General features: G+C 60.2%; 16 protein-coding genes and 2 pseudogenes. 10 read left to right on the top strand and 8 right to left on the bottom strand.

Annotation, left to right across the window (positions count from 1 at the left end; all coding sequences use genetic code 11):
- Positions 1–6: 6 nt before the first annotated feature.
- Together ACERZ8_RS16420 and ACERZ8_RS16425 are read right to left on the bottom strand one after the other, a co-directional pair.
- On the bottom strand, positions 7–285 hold the full coding sequence (locus ACERZ8_RS16420; RefSeq protein WP_407593227.1) for a hypothetical protein: 279 nt from the start codon (positions 283–285) through the stop codon (positions 7–9).
- Positions 282–3050, bottom strand: coding sequence for a [protein-PII] uridylyltransferase family protein (locus tag ACERZ8_RS16425; RefSeq protein WP_407593228.1), 2769 nt, complete (start codon positions 3048–3050; stop codon positions 282–284). The genes ACERZ8_RS16420 and ACERZ8_RS16425 overlap by 4 nt, the downstream gene beginning before the upstream one ends.
- A 78-nt stretch (positions 3051–3128) precedes the next feature.
- Here ACERZ8_RS16425 and ACERZ8_RS16430 point away from each other — a divergent pair, with 78 nt between their 5' ends.
- The 4 genes from ACERZ8_RS16430 (at position 3129) to ACERZ8_RS16445 (ending at position 5531) form a co-directional block, all read left to right on the top strand.
- Positions 3129–3596 (top strand): YbaK/EbsC family protein, encoded by a 468-nt coding sequence (locus ACERZ8_RS16430; protein ID WP_407593229.1) that lies wholly within the window; start codon positions 3129–3131, stop codon positions 3594–3596.
- A gap of 137 nt (positions 3597–3733) precedes the next feature.
- Complete coding sequence (locus ACERZ8_RS16435) at positions 3734–4141, top strand: DUF2852 domain-containing protein (RefSeq protein WP_407593230.1); 408 nt, start codon at positions 3734–3736, stop codon at positions 4139–4141.
- A 70-nt stretch (positions 4142–4211) separates the two neighbouring features.
- Entirely contained in the window at positions 4212–4646 is a 435-nt protein-coding gene (locus tag ACERZ8_RS16440; protein ID WP_407593231.1) for an RDD family protein, read from the top strand.
- Between the two features lie 66 nt (positions 4647–4712).
- Positions 4713–5531 (top strand): arginyltransferase, encoded by an 819-nt coding sequence (locus ACERZ8_RS16445; RefSeq protein ID WP_407593232.1) that lies wholly within the window; start codon positions 4713–4715, stop codon positions 5529–5531.
- A 463-nt stretch (positions 5532–5994) separates the two neighbouring features.
- Here the strand turns inward: ACERZ8_RS16445 and ACERZ8_RS16450 are convergent, their stop codons facing one another.
- The 5 genes from ACERZ8_RS16450 to ACERZ8_RS16470 all read right to left on the bottom strand — a co-directional run bounded on the left by ACERZ8_RS16450 (position 5995) and on the right by ACERZ8_RS16470 (position 11642).
- Positions 5995–6147, bottom strand: a complete 153-nt coding sequence (locus tag ACERZ8_RS16450) for a hypothetical protein (RefSeq protein WP_407593233.1) — start codon at positions 6145–6147, stop codon at positions 5995–5997.
- A gap of 135 nt (positions 6148–6282) precedes the next feature.
- Entirely contained in the window at positions 6283–6786 is a 504-nt protein-coding gene (locus tag ACERZ8_RS16455) for a CREC-EF hand family protein (protein ID WP_407593234.1), read from the bottom strand.
- 280 nt (positions 6787–7066) lie between these two features.
- Positions 7067–9421: a TRAP transporter large permease subunit gene (locus ACERZ8_RS16460; protein WP_407593235.1), complete on the bottom strand. Its 2355-nt coding sequence runs from the start codon at positions 9419–9421 to the stop codon at positions 7067–7069.
- Between the two features lie 65 nt (positions 9422–9486).
- The gene (locus ACERZ8_RS16465; protein ID WP_407593236.1) at positions 9487–10443 is read right to left on the bottom strand and encodes a TRAP transporter small permease subunit; all 957 of its coding nucleotides are present in this window, start codon (positions 10441–10443) and stop codon (positions 9487–9489) included.
- A gap of 113 nt (positions 10444–10556) precedes the next feature.
- Positions 10557–11642, bottom strand: coding sequence for a TRAP transporter substrate-binding protein (locus tag ACERZ8_RS16470; RefSeq protein ID WP_407593237.1), 1086 nt, complete (start codon positions 11640–11642; stop codon positions 10557–10559).
- Between the two features lie 253 nt (positions 11643–11895).
- On the opposite strand from ACERZ8_RS16470, the pseudogene ACERZ8_RS16475 reads away from it, so the two are divergent.
- The 6 genes and pseudogenes from ACERZ8_RS16475 to ilvN form a co-directional block, all read left to right on the top strand.
- Positions 11896–13291: pseudogene (locus ACERZ8_RS16475) on the top strand (cache domain-containing protein); the annotation flags it as partial.
- A 49-nt stretch (positions 13292–13340) separates the two neighbouring features.
- Complete coding sequence (locus ACERZ8_RS16480) at positions 13341–14000, top strand: response regulator transcription factor (protein WP_407593238.1); 660 nt, start codon at positions 13341–13343, stop codon at positions 13998–14000.
- 58 nt (positions 14001–14058) lie between these two features.
- Positions 14059–14808, top strand: a complete 750-nt coding sequence (locus tag ACERZ8_RS16485; RefSeq protein ID WP_407593239.1) for a methyl-accepting chemotaxis protein — start codon at positions 14059–14061, stop codon at positions 14806–14808.
- Positions 14809–15116: 308 nt separating this feature from the next.
- Positions 15117–16867 (top strand): annotated as a pseudogene (locus ACERZ8_RS16490) (acetolactate synthase 3 large subunit).
- Entirely contained in the window at positions 16864–17463 is a 600-nt protein-coding gene (locus ACERZ8_RS16495) for a hypothetical protein (RefSeq protein WP_407593240.1), read from the top strand. Before ACERZ8_RS16490 ends, ACERZ8_RS16495 begins: the two are co-directional and overlap by 4 nt.
- A complete protein-coding gene (ilvN, locus tag ACERZ8_RS16500; protein ID WP_407593241.1) occupies positions 17463–18023 on the top strand; it encodes an acetolactate synthase small subunit in 561 nt (186 codons plus the stop codon). Before ACERZ8_RS16495 ends, ilvN begins: the two co-directional genes overlap by 1 nt.
- On the opposite strand, the gene ACERZ8_RS16505 is transcribed toward ilvN, so the two are convergent.
- The gene (locus ACERZ8_RS16505; RefSeq protein WP_407593242.1) at positions 18020–18817 is read right to left on the bottom strand and encodes a helix-turn-helix domain-containing protein; all 798 of its coding nucleotides are present in this window, start codon (positions 18815–18817) and stop codon (positions 18020–18022) included. The two genes, ilvN and ACERZ8_RS16505, sit on opposite strands and share 4 nt — an antisense overlap.
- Positions 18818–19005 lie beyond the last annotated feature (188 nt).

Consider the following 19005-nt stretch of genomic DNA (forward strand, 5'->3'; position numbering starts at 1 on the left):
CAGCCGTCATTGTGGCCGGGTGCGGCTGCGCCACCCGCCGCGCCGTTTCGGGCGCGCCACTTGAGTGCGCCCTTCGCGCAGGACGTCGGTCATGGGATGGCTGTCATGTGCATCGCCATATTGCGCCAACAGCACGTCAATCGCGGCAACCGGCGTCAACGCATCCGGCAGGCTGAGCGCCCAGTCCAGAAAGATGGTGCGGCATTCGGATTTGGTGATCCCCTCGATGCGATAGGCCTCGTAGATCAGGCCCTTGGGATCATGGCTGTCGCCCTTTGCGATCATGGCGCGTCGGTTCGGCTCGACGCCCGCGCGATGCCCGCCTCTATGATGTCGCTTGACGCCTTATGTGCCGTCTCAAGCATCGCTTCTGCCTCGTCCATGTCCGTCGCACCTGTTGAGCGCATCAAAACAGCCGCCCCTCTTGATCCTACATCCTCCGGGCGGACCGGTGCTGTGCTGAGCAATCGCGCGGCCATCTGAACCCGCCACAGCATGGCATAGTTTTCACCCAGGGCCTGCGCCTCTGCGTCACTTATCAGCCCGGCAGCGACGCAGCCCAAAAGCCCCCCGGCCACATCGCGCGGGGCCCCGTCAAACAGCAATGTGCCGGTCTGGGAAAACAGCTCGATGTCCTGCATCCGTCCGGGGCCGATCTTGGCATCCCACAGGCTTGTGGGCGCTTTGGCGCTGGCGATGCGCGCCCGCATCTCCGACAGTTCCGTCATCACCTTGGCCATATCGCGCGGACGGCTCAGCACTTCGCGGCGCAAGCGCGCGATATCGCTGCCCAGATCGTCCGGCCCCGCAATGACCGAGGCGCGCACAAGCGCCAGATGCTCCCACAACCATGCCTCGTTCTGCTGATAGCCCTGAAAAGACGCCCAACTGGTCGCCACCGGCCCCTGATTGCCCGAAGGGCGCAGGCGCATGTCGGCCTCATAAAGCCGCCCCTGAGCCGTCTGTGCTGTGATGGCCGTGATCATCGCCTGGGTCAGGCGCGCGTAATAGGTGCGCACCGGCAACGGCTTTTTCCCGTCGGAATACTCGTCCGAGCCCGGATCGTAGATGACAATCACGTCCAGATCGGAATGCGGGGTCAGCACGCCTGCGCCAAGGCTGCCCATACCAAGGATGACCGCGCCGCGCCCCGGTGGCGGACCATGGCGCTGCGCGAACTGCGCCTGCACCACGGGCCACAGCGCACCAAGGGCGGCGCTCGCCAGATCCGCATATTGCGCGCCCGCCTCGTCCGCCGAACTGAGCGCGCGCAAATGGTGCACACCAATGCGGAAATGCCAGTCCTTGGCCCATGCCCGGATCGCATCCAGCCTCGCCTCATAGTCCGTCTCAGCCTCCATACGCGCCTGCGCGTCGGCTTCGAGCGTTGCGCGCCCGGGCCAGTCGGCAAAGAAACTGCCCCCGATCACTGCATCGAGCACAGAGGCGTTGCGCGACAGGTAGCGGGCCAGCGCAGGCGACGTGCTGACGATGTCGACAAGCAGGTCGATCAGTTGCGGGTTGGCCTCGAACAGGGAAAACAGCTGCACACCGGCGGGCAACCCGGCAAGGAAGCTGTCAAAGGCGGCCAGTGCCTCATGCGGCTTGCCCGCAGCACCCAGTTGGCTCAGCAACACCGGCTCAATCCGTTCAAACAGCGCCGCACCCCGTTCGGAGCGCAATGCGGGATAGCTGCGCCAGCGTGCGCGCATGCTCGGCTCAATCTCGACCTGTGAGGGCGCAGGCCCTGTGCTGCTGGGGGCAAAGAACCCTTCGGTTTCAGTATGGACTGCGGACAGCCGCTCGATCAGCTCTCCTTCAAGCTGGGCGCGGTCGGTGTCCATCATCGCTGCAAGCCGGTCGAATTCTTCGTCCGTGGCAGGCAGAGTGTGGGTCTGGGCATCGCGCATCATCTGGACCCGGTGTTCCACTGTGCGCGCAAAACGATAATGATCGCCGAGTGCGGCCGCCACCCCCGGTTCGATCCATCCCTTGTCCGCAAGGCGATCCAGCCCGTCACAGGTGCCCCGCACCCGCAGATCAGGATCGCGCCCGCCCGAAATCAACTGGCGGGTCTGGGTGAAGAATTCGATCTCGCGGATGCCGCCGCGCCCCAGTTTCATGTTGTGCCCGTGCAGCGTGATCGGCCCGCCCGTGCCTTTGTGCTGGCGAATGGCAAGGCGCATGTTGTGGGCGTCCTGCACCGCGGCAAAGTCGAGATGGCGACGCCATACGAACGGGCGCAGATCACTCAGAAACCGCTTGCCCGCCACGACATCCCCCGCACATGGACGCGCCTTGATGTAGGCTGCACGCTCCCACGTGCGCCCAAGGCTTTCGTAGTATCGCATGGCCGCACCGGTCGACAGAACCACGGGTGTCACGGCCGGATCGGGACGCAGCCGCAGATCGGTGCGAAAGACATAGCCATCCCCAGTCAGATCGCTCAGGGCCGACGACATATCCTGCACCGCCCGCACGCAGGCCTTGCGGATCAGCGCGTGATCGGCAGGGGCGTGACGGGTTTCGTCAAAGAGGCAGATCAGGTCGATATCCGAGGAATAGTTCAGCTCGCCCGCGCCCATCTTGCCCATGGCCAGCACGAACAGGCCCGGATCAGTGTCCGGCAGTTTGCCACGCTGCACCTGATGGGCGATGGCCGCACGCAAAGCCGTCTCGCACGCCATATCGGCAAGGTCACTCAGCGCACCAGTCACCTGTTCCAGCGTCCACGCTCCACCCAGATCGGCAAGCCCGGCGAGCAGCGCCACACGGCGCTTGGCCCGCCGCAACGCGGGTTTGATGGCGTCCATGTCCCCCTCGGGCGGGATCAGCACGTCGCGCATGGCCGCATCCGTGTCCTCCAGCGCTTGTGGCAACCACGCAGCCTCTTGTCCGATCAATCCGGCCAGATACGGGCTGCACGCCGCCGCACCGGATACAAGGTCGCGCAGTGGCGGCGACAGATCCGGCAGAGCGGCGAGAGCCTCTTGCCCCCGGGCGGGGTCAAAGGGGCGCGGGGCGCGGGTAAGGTGGTCTTGCAGACGCATGGGCGTACCATCAACAGGGGCGATGGGCGGCGTCAATGGCTCTTGCACCCGTTGCATACACGCGGCACCTATGTGGTCATGAGCAAAAGCCTGAAACGCGTCCGCGCCGCTCTTGAGGCCGCAGGGATCGACACCGAAATCCGCGAAACACCGCTGGCGCGTACGGCGGCCGACGCCGCTGCGGCCATTGGCTGCGACATCGACCAGATCGCAAAATCCATCATCTTTCGCGGTGATGACGGCGGCAAAGCGATCCTGTTCATCACGGCGGGCAGCAATCAGGTCGATGCCGCCAAAGCCACCGAACTGGCGGGTGAACCGCTAGGCAAAGCAGACGCAGCCCTGATCCGGGCCCAGACCGGCTTTGCCATCGGGGGCGTGGCACCGGTCGGGCATATCTCGCCCATTGTTGCGTTTTTCGACTCGCGATTGCAGGATTTCGACACGATTTGGGCGGCTGCGGGGACACCACACCATGTTTTCCGCGCCTTCCCGGCTGATTTGGTGAAAATTTCCAGCGCGCAAGTCGCTGATTTCACGTCGTAATCCGAATATATGTAAAAAACCTTCACATTAGGACTTGCGCGGGGGGCCACAAACCCCAATCTAGGTAATGTGAAACACATTCACATACACCAAACAGTCACCGGGGCAGCACACCCCCATCCGCGAAAGGTTTGAAAATGGCAACCATGTCCACCACAGCCCCGTCCACGCAAAGCGGCGGAAGCTGGTTTTCCAAGACCGAACGCTGGCTTGACGACAAGGGCAAAGGTGCCTGGATCGCGGCCATGGTTCTCGGCTTCATCTTCTTCTGGCCTGTTGGCCTCGCCCTTCTGTTCTACATGATCTGGAACAAACGCATGTTTTCAAAATCCTGCACCTCGCGCCGCATGAGTTCGACGATGACCACCATGCGTCCCACCGGCAACGCGGCCTTTGACGCCTACAAGTCAGACACGTTGCGCCGCCTTGAGGATGAGCAGCACAATTTCGAGGCCTTCCTTGAGCGTCTGCGCGAAGCCAAGGACAAATCCGAGTTCGACCAGTTCATGGACGAACGCGCCAAGGCGGCAAAGTCCGAAGACTGAGCCAACCAGACCGACCACCCGGCCCCCGCCACAATGGGGGCCGTTTCTCGTGACAGGACCCCGGATACCAATGCAGCTTGCCGACCCCCTCACCCAGCCACAATTCTACCGCGATGTGACGGCCAAAAGATTCATGGCCTGGATCATAGACACGATCATTATCGCTCTTTTCAGCCTGCTGATCGTGCCCTTTACCGCCTTCGTGGCGCTGTTCTTTTTCTTTGCGCTCATGGCGGTGGTCAGCTTTGCCTACCGGGTGATCACTCTGACAACCGGATCAGCGACGTGGGGTATGCGCCTTATGGCCATCGAGATTCGCGCAAGCTCCGGTGCGCGCCTCGATCTGGGTCAGGCCTTCCTGCATACACTCGGCTACACGGTCAGTTGGGCCGTCGCGCCGTTGCAACTGATCTCCGTTGTTTTGATGGCCACATCGAATCGCGGACAGGGTTTGACGGACATGGCGATGGGCACAGCCGCCCTCAACCGCAAAGCACAGGCCTAGGCCCACACGTTACACTTGCCTCATCGGCCAGCATTGGTATCATTCGCCCAGCCACTCGGGAATTCCATGCGCCACACGCTTCCTCTTGCCCCGCAGTTCTATGTGACTGCGCCACAACCCTGCCCATATCTGGACGGGCGGATGGAGCGTAAGCTGTTCACAGCCCTCCAGGGGGACAATGCGGACAAGCTGAATGATAGCCTCAGCCAGCAGGGGTTCCGGCGCTCGCAAAACGTCCTATACCGACCATCTTGCGCGGAATGCTCTGCTTGCCTCTCGGCCCGCATTGATGTGTCCGCCTTTTCCCCAAGTAAAAGCCAGCGGCGCACCAACAACCGCAACGCCGATATTGACCGGCGCGCGACATCGCCCTGGGCGACCGAGGATCAGTACGACCTGTTCCGAACCTATCTCGACAGCCGTCATGCGGATGGCGGCATGGCTGACATGGACGTGTTCGAATTCGCCGCAATGATCGAGGAAACCCCGATCCGCAGCCGGGTGATCGAGTACACCGAAAAAGACAGCCGCAAGCTGGTTGGGGTCAGCCTGACAGACGTGCTCTCGGACGGGCTGAGCATGGTCTACAGCTTTTATGCGCCCGATGCGCCGCAGCGCTCGCTCGGCACCTACATGATCCTTGATCATGTGCGGATCGCGCGCGAGGCGAACCTGCCTTATGTCTACCTCGGCTACTGGGTGCAGGGCAGTCAGAAGATGGGCTACAAATCCAACTTTTCCGGGCTCGAAGTCTATCTGGGCGGCAGCTGGCAAAAGATGAAAGACCCCAAGAATTTCAAGCCCAACACCCACCCCCTGTCGACCGATCCGATTGCCGAGCAGGTCGCAAATATCTCCCTGCCCGACACCCGGCCCACGCGCTGAGGATTTGGGGTGTCCCAGCGTGGGACAGGACCCGCATACGCAAAATCAATGGGTTACAGAGACGGATTAGGAAGTCTGTTAAGGTTCTGCTCACGATGTGGAGTGGTCGAATGTCGCTGAGATACGTGGATCGCGCCGTCGGTTGACATGAGCTGCGAAGGGTCGTTCCAAGCCCATTGCGGCGGTGCTGTGCCGGTCCATTGCCAGTCCGCAGGGTGGCGACGATACACCGTTTCCCGGGCAGTTTATGGATCAAGGTTATCGCTTCGCTGCCCCGTCGCGCCAAGCGGAGCCATATCGCCAGCCCGATCGGGCGGACTGGCGATAGATCGGCGCCTACGGCTTGAGGCCGATCCGGGTACTTAGATTTGGTAGTGTAGCGTAAGGCAGCTTGAAGCGGCTGATGCGGCACAGTTCGTGAACGACCCCTTTTGCCTTTACTTAGTTTTGCGGCAACTTGCACTCATCGCGGATCAGGAAAACTAAACTTGTCTTTGCTATTTCGAAGAGCTGCCTCGGCGACTTTATGCGCTTCTTCAATCACCTCTTGTTCCTTTGCTGAGAATACCCCATCGCCGTCTGTATCAGCGGCCAGAAGGGCCGCAAATACGGGCATTGTAAACTCCTCGAAATCGACTTGAAGATCTCGAATTCGTATCGAATACCGAGAAAAAGGGCGGGCCCCAGGATTTCGTATTGTTCAACAACTGCCGAAGGTCCTCAACCGGGGTAAAACTGTCCCCCTGCGCCTCTATGTCCGCATCAGGGTCGGCGCCAACCCGGTCGCGCAGGCTCTTTGTTCTTTTTGCAAGCAACTGCTGAAAACGGTCTTCAACGACAAGCCGAGACCGCGATTCATCATAAGCAGTGCTTGCGGAAACCCATGTTTTTGGGAAAGGCTTACTTCCAGCTCGTTCTGTGTCGCGACACCATCTTGGTTTAAGTCATACTTGGCAAAGTCGGTTGTCCTTGAATAGTTCACCCTGGCGACAAATGACCTGATGTAATCCAAAGTGTCATCCGCGCTGACAACTCCATCCTGGTTGGACTGCACACGGAAGAAATAGGCGACAACGTGTCGGGAAGCCAATTCGACACCGGCTTGATCGTTCAGGGCAGTGGTATCCTTCACGGCTCGCCCGACATAATAATCATTTGCCAGGTCGATTGGCTGTTGCGCTGGCAGAACCGTTGGCCAGATCAAAAGAATTGCGGATAGGAAACGTCTAACAGGCATTTTCGGCATTTTGGACATAGGTGATCAAGGCGGCCATGTTCGGGTTGTTCATCCTGTTACTGGTGATCTGTGTCATGAATTGGGCAGCTTAAAGCGACCAAAGCGGATATTGACGTACAGCACAGAAAAGGCAGCTTCGTCCCGCGTTGCGGTCTTTTTCATGTGCTACGTACACCCTTCTCATCGGACGCCGCATCGGTCGTTCTGCTGGCTCTGAACGCCCGCTGCCGCTGTGCCAATCAATAGATGGAACAAGGGCGGCCCGATGGGCCGCCCTTTCCTTTGGATCAGACCGACTTTAGTTCGGGATCAGGTCCGGGATAATTGTCACGATACCCGGGAAGGTCCACAACAGCGCAAGCCCGGCCACCTGGATGAACACGAACGGAATGATGCCGCGATAGATGTGGCCTGTGGTGACTTCCTTGGGCGCCACGCCCCGCAGATAGAACAGCGCAAAGCCAAAAGGTGGGGTCAGGAACGAGGTCTGCAGGTTCACCGCGATCATGATCGTCACCCATTTGGGATCAAACGTGCCACCATAGATCACCGGCCCCACAATCGGGATCACGATGTAGATGATCTCGAGGAAATCGAGCACAAAGCCCAGCACGAACAGCACCAGCATCACGATCAGGAAGACGGTGAATTCGTTGTCAAAGGATTTGAGGAACTGCTGGATGTAATGCTCTCCCCCGAAGGAGATCACCACGAGGTTCAACAGTTGCGAGCCGATCAGAATGGTGAAGACCATCGACGTGACCTTGGCCGTCTCGCGCACAACAGGCGACAGGATGCCGTTGGCATAGAGGATCCAGCAGCTGAACAGCAGACCGAAGAGCGCATAGAGATAGGCGGCATAAGCCACGAAGAAGGCAATCCAGCTTTGTGCTGTCACGGTGTCCTGATTGATCCGCAGATCAAAGTTCACGCCCACGAGGATACAGATGATGATCGCCAGCGTGGACCAGATGATCACCTTGGGGCTGCGATCCAGATCCTTGAGCTTGCGGTAGGCCGCCAGCATGATCGCCCCGCCCGCCCCGAGGGCCGCGGCCGGTGTCGGGTTGGTGATCCCGCCCAGGATCGAGCCGAGCACCGCCACAATCAGGATCAGCGGTGGGAAGACCACGCGGATCAATTCATTGCTCGCGCAGCGTTTCGTCGCCTCGACCACGCCATACATGATCAGCGCAAACGGGATCGCCATCACGAACACGTAGTAGCCGGCGGAGTTCAGTGGCCCGACAAGGGCGATGTCCACCAGCAGCGCCAGCACGACGCCGATGCCGCCAATCAGCAGCGGTTGCGGGTCTGCACTGGGTGTGATGCCCCGCGCCGTTGTCAGGATCAGCCCGAGGATGATCAGCAGGATCGCGGTGCCCGTGCCGATGGGCGCTGCATTTTCGACCAGCTCGTCGAGTGCGGTGACCAGTTCCTCTTCGCTCAGACGCTCGGACTGTTGCAAGCCGCCGGAGTCGGCGATGGCCGATTGTTCGGCGATGGCCGTGTCCCATGCCTCTTGCCCGTGCAGGTCGATCATCGCGGCCTGACAGTCCGCGCTCACATTGGTGCGCAAGGACGCCGCTTCGCCGATGTCGGAGAAGGAGGAGATGGTGGTTGACTGGCTGCCAACCACGTTCAGCGTGCCCAAGAGGATGGTGCCCACAACGATCAGGATGGGCGCGCCAAGGAACCATGTGAACGCTTCGGACCGGGTGATGGGTTCGGCGTTGGTCGATCCCATTTCGACCGCAGGGGCTTTTTCAGGGTTCAGCAGCGCGTAGCCAAAGGCATAAAGCGCATAGAGCAGCGCCAGCAGGATGCCCGGCAGCAGGGCCGCCTGAAACAGCGTGCCGACCGACAGCACCGCAGGTTCGCCCAAATATGTCAGCGCGTCGGTACAGCCCAGCGATTGCGCGCGGGCCTCTTGTGCCGATGAGTAGAGGTCACCGGCCAGCGTCCCCAGCAGAACGATCACGATGGAGGGCGGGATGATCTGCCCCAATGTGCCCGAGGCCGCGATGACCCCGGTGGAGAGTTCCGGCGAATAGTTGTTGCGCAGCATGGTCGGCAGGGCCAGCAGCCCCATCGTCACCACGGTCGCGCCGACGATGCCGGTGGAGGCGGCAAGGAACGCGCCCACAACCACGATGGACACGGCCAGACCGCCCGGCAGCGGGCCAAAGACGCGCGCCATGGTGGTCAGCAGGTCGTTGGCGATTTTGGAGCGTTCGAGCGTGATGCCCATCAGGACGAACATCAGAACGGCCAGCAGCGTCTCGATCGACTGGCCCGCCAGCACCCGTTCGTTCATCCGGTTCACAACAAAGGACACGTTGCGGTCCAGCGCGACTTCCCAGCCCGACGGGAACACCGGTTCGGCGATGCGTGCGAGATCGGGGTAACTGAAGACCGAGATGGCGTCAGGTTTTATCCCGCTGTTCACGAGGTCGCGGTAGGCCTGGCTCGACTGGTCAATCGCCTGGTGGATCAGCAGCCCCGCACTGTCGAGTGCTGCGATGATCCCGAACGAGATCACCCCTGCCCCGGCGATGGCAAAGGCCACCGGAAACCCGGATAGGATGCCCCCAAAGAGGCATACAAAGACGATGATCAGGCCGACCTCTACGCCATCAAGTCCAAACAACATTGCTTACCGTCCCCGTCTTGTTTTCGTTGCGCCCCGCCTGTGTGTGCGGGCCGCACTTCGAAATATCAGTGTACGCCCTCATAGGCTTCTTCGCCGTCGCCGAGCGTGTCGCGATCCAGGTACTTGCCTTCGCTGTCTTCGCCCTCTTTCCACTCAAGATACGAGCGCATGAAGAAGGCGACGCCGTGAATGAAGACGAGCCCCGCAAATGCCACGAGCAGGATCTTGAACAGGAAATAGCCGTTGAACCCGTTCGGGCTGAACCCGATGGTCTCGACGCTCCAGCGTACGGCGCGCGCAGTGCGCAACAGCCGTTCCAGATCATAGCTGGCCGCCGGGTTCGGCGTGATCAGGTGGCGCCACAGGAAATACCAGCCATAAAGCCAGATCAGCACTGCGGTCGGCACCATGAATATCATTGACCCGATCATGTCGATCACCCGCTTGGCCCGGTGGCTAACGGCGGAGTAGATCAGATCGACCCGCACGTGGCCGCCCTGTACAAAGGTGTAGGTGACACACAGGCACACGACCATGGCATTATAGAGTTTGAGTTCCTCGGCGAACCACGAGATGTCGAATTGCAGCGGAATACCGAACCCGAACGAGATGTCGGGCCGCGTGAAAATCCGCTGCATGAACACGATGATGATCTGTTGCAGCACCATCAAAAGGCCCGCCCAAGCAAAGAGCCGCCCCACCCCGTTGGCCAGCCCTTCGAGCACGCGCACGCAGCCCCACATGAACGCGTTGCGCCACATGCCAAAGCCCACGACGGTGATGATGATCGCAAGGACACAGAAGAAGAATTCGGTTGAGCCGCCGTAATAGACGAACCGCATCAGCGATTCCTTGTCTTCGGCGGTGTTGGCCCATGTCAGCCAGTCCAGCCAGCTTGCCGGATGCGTGATGGCGTAGGCCAGGTTGTAAAACCCGAGGGCGAGGCTTTGTACAAACCAGATCAGGCCATCAAAAAAAGCCGCAAAGAAGCCGCCTGCTTCAGCGCCGTTCTCATTTTCCATGATTTTGCCCCTCCACGGTTTGCCCGACTATGGCGTGCGAACCGATCCCCGTCATCAGTCAAATGACGGGGGCCCTGAAAATGGGCCCCCGACTTCTATCGCTTGGGTGTGGCTTAGCCGCCCAGAACGCGCACGCGCTGTTCGACATAGTAGCCGTCGGATTTGTTGATCCAGCTGGCGGATGTCGCAAGGCTTTCCTCGAAGGAGGCGCGTGTCTTGGCGAACAGTTCGTCGCCCATGTTCTCGTCCATGACCTCGGCAGAGGCGGCACCGAACGCATCCCAGACGTCGTCGCTGAACTGCAGCGTTTTCACGCCCTGCTGTTGCAGGCGGGCCAGAGCGGCACCGTTGTTGGCAAGCGTTTCGGAGAGCTGGAAGTAGGTGGTCGCACGCGATGCACCCTGCAGGATCGCCTGATGCTGTGGCGTCAGGTCGTTCCAGACATCAAGGTTGACGTTGGCGGCCAGCGCCGACCCCGGCTCGTGGAAACCAGCGGTGTAGTAGACTTTGGCCACTTCCTGGAAGCCGGCGCGTTCGTCGGCCATCGGGCCAACCCACTCCAGACCGTCCAGAGCACCCGAAGACAGCGCTTGGTACAGTTCACCACCAGGGATGTTCTGAACGGAGGCGCCCAGTTTGCCCAGCACTTTGCCGCCCAGACCGGGCATACGGAATTTCAGACCGTTGAAGTCGTCAGCAGAGTTGATTTCGTTGCGGAACCAGCCACCGGACTGCGAACCGGAGTTACCCGCCAGCAGACCTTTGAGGTTGAAGATTTCACCGAGTTCATCGTGCAGTTCCTGACCGCCGCCATGCTCGTACCAGTTTGTCACCTCTTGCGCGGTGCCACCGAATGGCACGGCTGTGTAGTAGGCGTAAGCCGGGTGCTGACCGATGAAGTAGTAGTCGGCCGAGTGATACATGTCCGCCTGACCGGAGGACACGGCGTCGAACACTTCGAACGCGCCGACCAGTTCGCCGGGGGCTTTCTTGTCGATGGTCAGCTGACCGTCGGACATGGCGTTGACGAAATCGACAAGGTAGCTTGCCGCGTCATCCAGAACCGCAAAGCCGCGGGGCCAGGATGTGACCATTGTCAGGGTCCGGTTGCCTTGCGCATAGGCCGGTGCGGCCAGCGTTGTTGCAGCGGCAGCCGTGCCGCCCATTGCAGACGTCTTTAGAAAAGAACGACGATCCATAGAGATACTCCTCCCAAATATGTTGAACGTACCCCCGCGTGTCTGTGCAAAGGCCGTTTCGAGTGGCGCTACACTAGCGAGGGCGTCTGGATTGAAAATACCTAGTACTGCGTAGAAAGGGCGCAAAAGCCCATTTCTGGTAAGAATTCTGCACCAATTTCAGGCAGTTTGTTGACCGATACGATCCTGTTAGCGCGACCATCCCGGCGGCAACCCCTTTGATTCTGCCCGACTTTCGTCGTATCGCAATGGGGTGAAACCGTTGTTTTCTGCCCTGCGCCTCACATATGCGCAAAAGCTGGCCCTTGTGGCCGCGATCCCGCTTGTTCTGGCGGTCGCCGCAATTGCCGCTCTTGTGGGCACGCAGGCGCGCGGTCTGGCCGAGCGCGAGATACAAGCCCTCGAAAACCAGCTGATTGAGGCCAAGAAGCGCGAATTGCGCAACTACGTGACGCAGGCCCGCAACGGGTTCTACTTTATCTACGGCTCTGCCGCGCCCGATGATCAGGTTGCCAAGGATCAGGTCGCCCAAATCCTGTCGGCCATGATCTACGGCGATGAAGGGTTCTTTTTCGTCTATGATTATGACGGCACCAATCTGGTCAGCCCGCGCCAGACCGACATGATCAACCTCAATCATCTGGACCTCACCGACAGTCAGGGCACGCCCGTGGTCGCCGAACTGATCGAGATTGCGCGACAGGGCGATGGCTACCTCACCCACCTGTGGCCCAAGCCCTCGAACGGGCAAGAGGCCGAGATGATCACCTATGTCACCTCGTTCCCGTCCTGGCGGTGGGCCGTGGGCACGGGCGTGTTCATTGATGACGTTCTGACCTCCGTCGCCGCTGCCCGCGCCGATGTCGAAGCACGGGTGCAGCGCACGTTCTACTATATCTCCGGCATCACGCTGGCCGCCCTGCTGCTGGTCTTTGCCTCGGGGATGGCGCTGAATTTCCGCGAACGCCGCCTTGCCGATGCCAAGCTGAAAAAGCTGACCCAGCGCGTGCTGGATGCACAGGAAGAAGAACGCGGCCGCGTGGCACGCGAATTGCATGACGGGATCAGCCAGATCCTTGTCGGCGTGCGCTATGCGCTCGACAGTGCGCGCCGCCGTCTGGAAAAGGGCCATGGTGATGCCGAAACGCCTCTGAAACAGGGGATCGAGAACCTTGGCACCGCCATTTCCGAAGTCCGCCGCATCAGCCGTGACCTGCGCCCCGGTGTGCTGGACGATCTGGGCCTCGGTCCGGCCCTCAAGGCGCTGGTTGAGGATTTCGGGCAGCGCACCGGGATCGAGGTCGAGTTCAACACGGTCGTCTTCCGCAACCGGCTGGATTCAGGACTCCAAGATCGCCCTGTATCGCATCGCCCAGGAGGCACTGACCAATATCGAGCGCCACGCGGATGCCAGCCAGGTGTCCGTTGATCTGCGCGGGCACAAGCGCGGGGCGACCTTGCGCATATCGGACAATGGTGTCGGCCTTGACCGCACCCGCCGTCAGCGTGCCAACGGCATCGGGCTGCGCAACATGGCCGAACGGGTCGAGCAACTTGACGGGCAGTTTCGCATCCTGTCCACCGCCGCTGGATCGGGTGGTGGCACCGTGATCGAAGTCAGCGTGCCCCTGTCCCACCTGCTGCCCCCGAACCCGCACGACCTGACCCTGCCACCCCCGACAAGGAGCGCGCCCGCGCATGACGACCAGTACCCCTGCCCCCCAAACCCGCGTTGTGATTGTCGACGACCACCCGATGGTCGCCCAAGGCATCCAGTCCGTTCTGGAGGATCACGAGGGGTTACATGTTGTGGGCACCTTGGGCACCGGGCGCGCCGTGATCGAACAGCTTGATGCGCTGGACCCGGACGTGATCCTGATGGATCTGAACATGCCCGGCATGGGCGGGCTGACCGCCACCGAACTTGTGCTGGAAAAGCGCCCCGGCACGCGTGTGCTGATCCTGTCGATGCATGACAGCCCGGAATACATTTCCACGGCACTCAGCCACGGGGCCATGGGCTACATCCTCAAGGATGTCCCCACAGATGAAATCGCCGAAGCCATCGAGGCGGTGATGCGCGGTGAGCGTTACCTGTGCACTGGCGCCAAGGGCGCGATCACGCCGCGCAGCGCCGATGTGCCCGGTGCCCTGACGGGGCGCGAACAGACCATTCTGTTGAATTTGGCCCAGGGCCTGTCGAACAAGGATGTGGCCACCGCGCTCGATATCTCTGTCCGCACGGTCGAAACCCACCGCAAGAACATCAAGCGCAAGCTGGGCATCTCGTCGACGGCGGGCCTGACCCGCTATGCGCTGGAACACGGGGTGTTGCAGGGCACGGGAAACGCGCTTTGACACAACACGGATAACGGTTTCTTTACGCGCACGGGCGTAGGGTTGCGCCATGACACATATGCCCCGCATTGACACCGCTTCGCACGATGACACCGCTGCCCTTTTTGCGCAGCGGCGTGCCGCCATTGATCTGATCGCCACCACGCGGGCCAAAACCATTCGCGCAGCGCTTTTTGCGACATATCTCTTTCGCCCGCACCCGACGCACCCCGAAGATGAGGAAACACGCGATGGCTGGCGCGCGGTTCTGCAGGAACAGTGCGATGACATGGAACGGCTGTGCACCATTCTGACGGGGCGCGATCCGCAAAATGAACTGCCAAGGGAAGTGTGCGCATGGATCTGTGAACATAGCGCCAATCACCCCGAAGCGGCCAAAGCCTTTGCGCGCACCCGTGATCTGACAGTGAATATGATGCGCGCGGTCGAGGCTGACAATCAGACCGAACTCGGGCGCGCCCTCGAAGCGCACAAAGCCTATGGGCGCAGCGGTTTCTTTCAGCGGGTCACGGATTTTTGCGACGGTCTGTGGGCGCATCTGGACGAAAAGCGCCATCAGGAGGTTCTGGCAGCGCAGGCAACGGCGCGGGCAATATCGAAGACTTTGGCCCGGCTGGAGCATATCGGCAAACACGTGCGCCTTGTCTCGCTCAACGCCTCGGTCGAGGCTTCGCGCGTTGGTGATGCCGGGCGGGGTCTGGGCGTAATCGCCGTCGAATTCAAAACCCTCGCTGAAGAGATCCAGCATCTTGCCGTGACAGCCAGAGACGACATTCGCAAAATGGCGACCGGGACAAAAACCGGCTAAAGCCTGGCATAAGGCCCCTCCAATTTACGGTTCTTGCGATCCGCGCAACGCAAACGCAATATAGTGTCGCATTTTTCTGCGTCAGAGACACTTTTTTCAGGCGTTTGCCTGTTGACGCCCATTTTTACCCCGCATAATGTCCGCCCAAGCAGAGAAAGGGCCACTTGGTCAATGACACCTCTTGTCGTCATCGTTGGACACATGCGCATGGGCCGGTAACGGAACTCCAGAACGAACCCCATGCGCCTCCGAAACCCGGGGGCTTTTTTTTGCTTGAACGAAACTGAACTGCGCGGAGCAAGAGCGGTATGACACGTCAAATGACCGGAGCCAAAATGGTTGTCCAAGCCCTGATAGATCAGGGTGTGGACACAGTATTCGGATATCCCGGGGGGCCGTGCTACCCATCTATGACGAGGTTTTTCAGCAGAACTCGATCCGCCACATCCTTGTGCGCCATGAACAGGGTGCCGTGCACGCCGCCGAAGGCTACGCGCGCGCCACCGGCAAGCCCGGCGTGTGCCTTGTGACCTCGGGGCCCGGTGCCACCAATGCGGTGACAGGTTTGACGGACGCGCTGATGGACAGCATCCCGATCATCGTGCTGACGGGCCAGGTGCCCACCTTCATGATCGGTTCGGACGCCTTTCAGGAGGCCGATACTGTCGGCATCACCCGCCCCTGCACGAAACACAACTGGCTGGTGAAAGAGACCGACAAGCTGTCGGGCGTGTTGCACGAGGCCTTTCACGTGGCCACTGCGGGTCGCCCCGGCCCGGTGCTGGTGGACATTCCCAAAGACGTGCAGTTCGCGACCGGCACATACGAGCCCAAGAGACCGTCGACCTCGCATTACAAACCGCAGGTCAAGGGCGACATGGAGGCGATAACCGAACTGGTGGCCGCCTTGGAAACCGCCAAGCGCCCGATTTTCTACACCGGCGGCGGCGTGATCAATTCAGGCCCCGCGGCCAGCCAGTTGTTGCGCGAACTGGTGGAGGGCACCGGTTTTCCGATCACGTCGACCCTGATGGGTCTGGGCAGCTATCCGGCAAGCGGAGAAAAGTGGATCGGAATGCTGGGCATGCACGGTCTTTACGAGGCGAACATGGCGATGCACGACTGCGATCTGATGATCAACATCGGGGCGCGGTTCGACGACCGGATCACGGGCCGGATCGATGCGTTCAGCCCAAAGTCAAAAAAGGCGCATATCGACATTGACCCCTCTTCGATCAACAAGGTGATCAAGGCCGACATCCCGATTGTGGGTGACGTCGCCCATGTCCTCGAAGACATCCTGAAAGTCTGGAAATCGCGCGGGCGCAAGACAAATGCAGCGGCGGTTGAGAAATGGTGGGCCCAGATCGACACGTGGCGCACTGTCGACTGCCTCAAGTTCGAACAGAAGGGCAAGGTGATCAAACCGCAATACGCCCTGTCCCGTCTTGAGGCGCTGACCAAGGATCACGACCGCTACATCTGCACCGAAGTGGGCCAGCACCAGATGTGGGCGGCGCAATATCTGAACTTTGAAGACCCCAACCGCTGGATGACTTCCGGGGGTCTGGGCACGATGGGCTATGGTTTTCCCGCCTCCATCGGGGTGCAGATGGGCCATCCGGACGCGCTGGTGATCAACGTGGCCGGTGAGGCGTCGTGGCTGATGAACATGCAGGAACTGGGCACGGCGATGCAGTTCAATCTGCCCGTCAAACAGTTCATCCTGAACAACGAACGGCTGGGTATGGTGCGCCAGTGGCAGGAGTTGTTGCATGGTGAGCGGTATTCCCATTCCTGGTCCGAAAGCCTGCCCGATTTCGTGAAGCTGGCCGAGGCCTTCGGAGCCAAGGGCATCCTGTGTTCCGACCCGGATGATCTGGACGACGCGATCATGGAGATGATCAACCACGACGGCCCGGTATTGTTCGACTGTCTGGTGGAAAAGCACGAAAACTGCTTTCCCATGATCCCGTCGGGCAAGGCGCATAACGAGATGTTGCTGGGCGAAGCGGAGACGCAGGGGGTCATTGATGCCAAGGGGAGTGTGTTGGTGTGACACCTGAAGCTACGGCAGCATTTTTGGCAACACTCGTCGCGGTTGCCACTTTCTGGATCGACTACCGTTCAAAGCGCAGGGAAGAGATGCGCCAGATTTCGACCAAAGATAGAGACGAAACGCGCGACAGTCGGCTTAGGGGCTTGGAAGAGCGTAGGCGCCAAGTAAATCAAGCTCTCGAAGATCGGCGGTTTGAGCATGCCCAAAAACTGCAAGCTACTGAGCGTCTAACCGACTGGGCGCGTCGGGCAACACAAGAATTGTCTTTGGCAGATCACATTTTGAATTGCTCATTGGTTGGCCAGCATCAAACACACACCTTTAAGGATCGCGTTGAGATAGCCGCACGGTTATCAGGGCTTGTCGACGAGGGTCGCTGGCTTTTTAGAAATCATCATCAGGACAAGTTTGGCGAAGCAAAACCGAAGCTGAACAAGGGATTTAGAGACAATCGGTTGGACGCGCTTGTAAAAACCTATGCGCTTCTACTGGGGAAAGAAGCGGTTGATCCAATGTCTCAGCGGAAGGACTTTGCTTACAAAGTGCAGCAACTTTCAATTCCACTGTCAGAACAAGTGTTAAAGGAAATGGGATAATGTCAGCCCTAAAACTCAAAAAAGGCTCTACCAGCCATTCCGCCTATAACCTGCGCCCCACCTTTTCGGACGTGGTGGAGAAGCACACGCTTGCGGTGTTGGTCGAAAACGAACCTGGTGTGCTGGCCCGTGTCATCGGCCTGTTTTCCGGGCGTGGTTACAACATCGAAAGCCTGACCGTGGCCGAGGTCGATCATCAGGGGCACCTCAGCCGCATCACCATTGTCACCACCGGCACGCCGCAGGTGATCGAGCAGATCAAGGCGCAGCTGGGGCGCATCGTATCCGTCCACAAGGTCAATGACCTCACCGTTGAGGGGCCTTCGGTCGAGCGGGAACTGGCGATGTTCAAGGTGACCGGCAAGGGCGATCAACGGGTCGAGGCCTTGCGTCTCGCGGACATCTTTCGCGCCAATGTGGTGGACAGCACGCTGGAAAGCTTTGTCTTTGAAATCACCGGCGCGCCGGAAAAGATTGACGCGTTTGCCGACCTGATGCGCCCCCTTGGCCTCGCCGAAGTGGCCCGCACCGGCGTGGCCGCCCTGCCCCGCGGCGATTAACGGAACGGCACGTCGGGCTGCAAAAGTCGCTGGTGAAAGGGCAAGAGGTCGTCAATCTGGCAATAGCCTGCTTGTTTCCCGGCCGCCTTGGCTTTGCCGATCCCCGTGCCGAGGTGTTCGTAGACCACGCGCACGACACGGTCGGTTTCCGCAGCTTCGCGTACGGTGCGCGCCACATAGCCGACCCAATAGTTGTTTTCGAATGACGTGACCCGGCTGAGGAAATTGAACGACGCCGTCATCGCGTCCTTGCGCGAGATCAGCGCTGCGATCCCGTCTTCCTGGCGCAATACGAGGCCGCGAAACTCGCGCGCGGTGCGGTCCATGCCCAGCCCCTGTGCCTCCATCGCGGCGCGCGCTTCGTAGCCGCGGATAAATGTGGACTGCCCTTCGCGAAACACCCGCACCAGCCCGCTGACAAACTGATCGCGTGCCAGAAAACTGCGGCGTGAAAAGCGGTAAAATCCGGACGGAAACAAAGATTCCTGAACTGCGCCGACGCCGCCGCCGACGAAATCGCGCAGGAACCCACCAGTCAGGGGGTCACTGCCGCGCCCGATATTGTCGACCGGTTCCAGCAACACGCGCGCGTCCACATTGAAGAAGGCGCAGATCCGGGCCAGCACATCCGGTCGGGGGAAGCTTTCGCCCGACAGGTACCGGTTGAACTGTGTGCGGTTGATGCCCAACTGGCGGGACAATTCCGAGATCGACGGATAGGGTTGCGCGAGAATCCGCAGATTTGCGCCGAACATACTGCGCAATTCCGCCGGTGATCTGCGCGTTTCCGCCATGTGAGTCCCTTTTCGCTTTTTTGCGTATAGTATGCGGACAGCCGGTGATTGACGCTCGTTACGACACTGACCTCCGCGAAGTGACGCCAAGTAGCGTCGCCTCTGACGCGAAAAGCAATCAGAAGATACTCCCATGGACACAAAAAGCAAGCGCCCGTTCCGGAGTTAGCCGTATCCCAAACACCCAA

The sequence above is a fragment of the Tateyamaria armeniaca genome, assembly GCF_045797845.1.
Lineage (GTDB): Bacteria > Pseudomonadota > Alphaproteobacteria > Rhodobacterales > Rhodobacteraceae > Tateyamaria > Tateyamaria armeniaca.

Coding starts and splice junctions, on each gene's coding strand:
- ACERZ8_RS16420 (WP_407593227.1), bottom strand. CDS start 285: ATGATCGCAAAGGGCGACAGCCATGATCCCAAGGGCCTGATCTACGAG.
- ACERZ8_RS16425 (WP_407593228.1), bottom strand. CDS start 3,050: ATGCGTCTGCAAGACCACCTTACCCGCGCCCCGCGCCCCTTTGACCCC.
- ACERZ8_RS16430 (WP_407593229.1), top strand. CDS start 3,129: ATGAGCAAAAGCCTGAAACGCGTCCGCGCCGCTCTTGAGGCCGCAGGG.
- ACERZ8_RS16435 (WP_407593230.1), top strand. CDS start 3,734: ATGGCAACCATGTCCACCACAGCCCCGTCCACGCAAAGCGGCGGAAGC.
- ACERZ8_RS16440 (WP_407593231.1), top strand. CDS start 4,212: ATGCAGCTTGCCGACCCCCTCACCCAGCCACAATTCTACCGCGATGTG.
- ACERZ8_RS16445 (WP_407593232.1), top strand. CDS start 4,713: ATGCGCCACACGCTTCCTCTTGCCCCGCAGTTCTATGTGACTGCGCCA.
- ACERZ8_RS16450 (WP_407593233.1), bottom strand. CDS start 6,147: ATGCCCGTATTTGCGGCCCTTCTGGCCGCTGATACAGACGGCGATGGG.
- ACERZ8_RS16455 (WP_407593234.1), bottom strand. CDS start 6,786: ATGTCCAAAATGCCGAAAATGCCTGTTAGACGTTTCCTATCCGCAATT.
- ACERZ8_RS16460 (WP_407593235.1), bottom strand. CDS start 9,421: ATGTTGTTTGGACTTGATGGCGTAGAGGTCGGCCTGATCATCGTCTTT.
- ACERZ8_RS16465 (WP_407593236.1), bottom strand. CDS start 10,443: ATGGAAAATGAGAACGGCGCTGAAGCAGGCGGCTTCTTTGCGGCTTTT.
- ACERZ8_RS16470 (WP_407593237.1), bottom strand. CDS start 11,642: ATGGATCGTCGTTCTTTTCTAAAGACGTCTGCAATGGGCGGCACGGCT.
- ACERZ8_RS16480 (WP_407593238.1), top strand. CDS start 13,341: ATGACGACCAGTACCCCTGCCCCCCAAACCCGCGTTGTGATTGTCGAC.
- ACERZ8_RS16485 (WP_407593239.1), top strand. CDS start 14,059: ATGCCCCGCATTGACACCGCTTCGCACGATGACACCGCTGCCCTTTTT.
- ilvN (WP_407593241.1), top strand. CDS start 17,463: ATGTCAGCCCTAAAACTCAAAAAAGGCTCTACCAGCCATTCCGCCTAT.
- ACERZ8_RS16505 (WP_407593242.1), bottom strand. CDS start 18,817: ATGGCGGAAACGCGCAGATCACCGGCGGAATTGCGCAGTATGTTCGGC.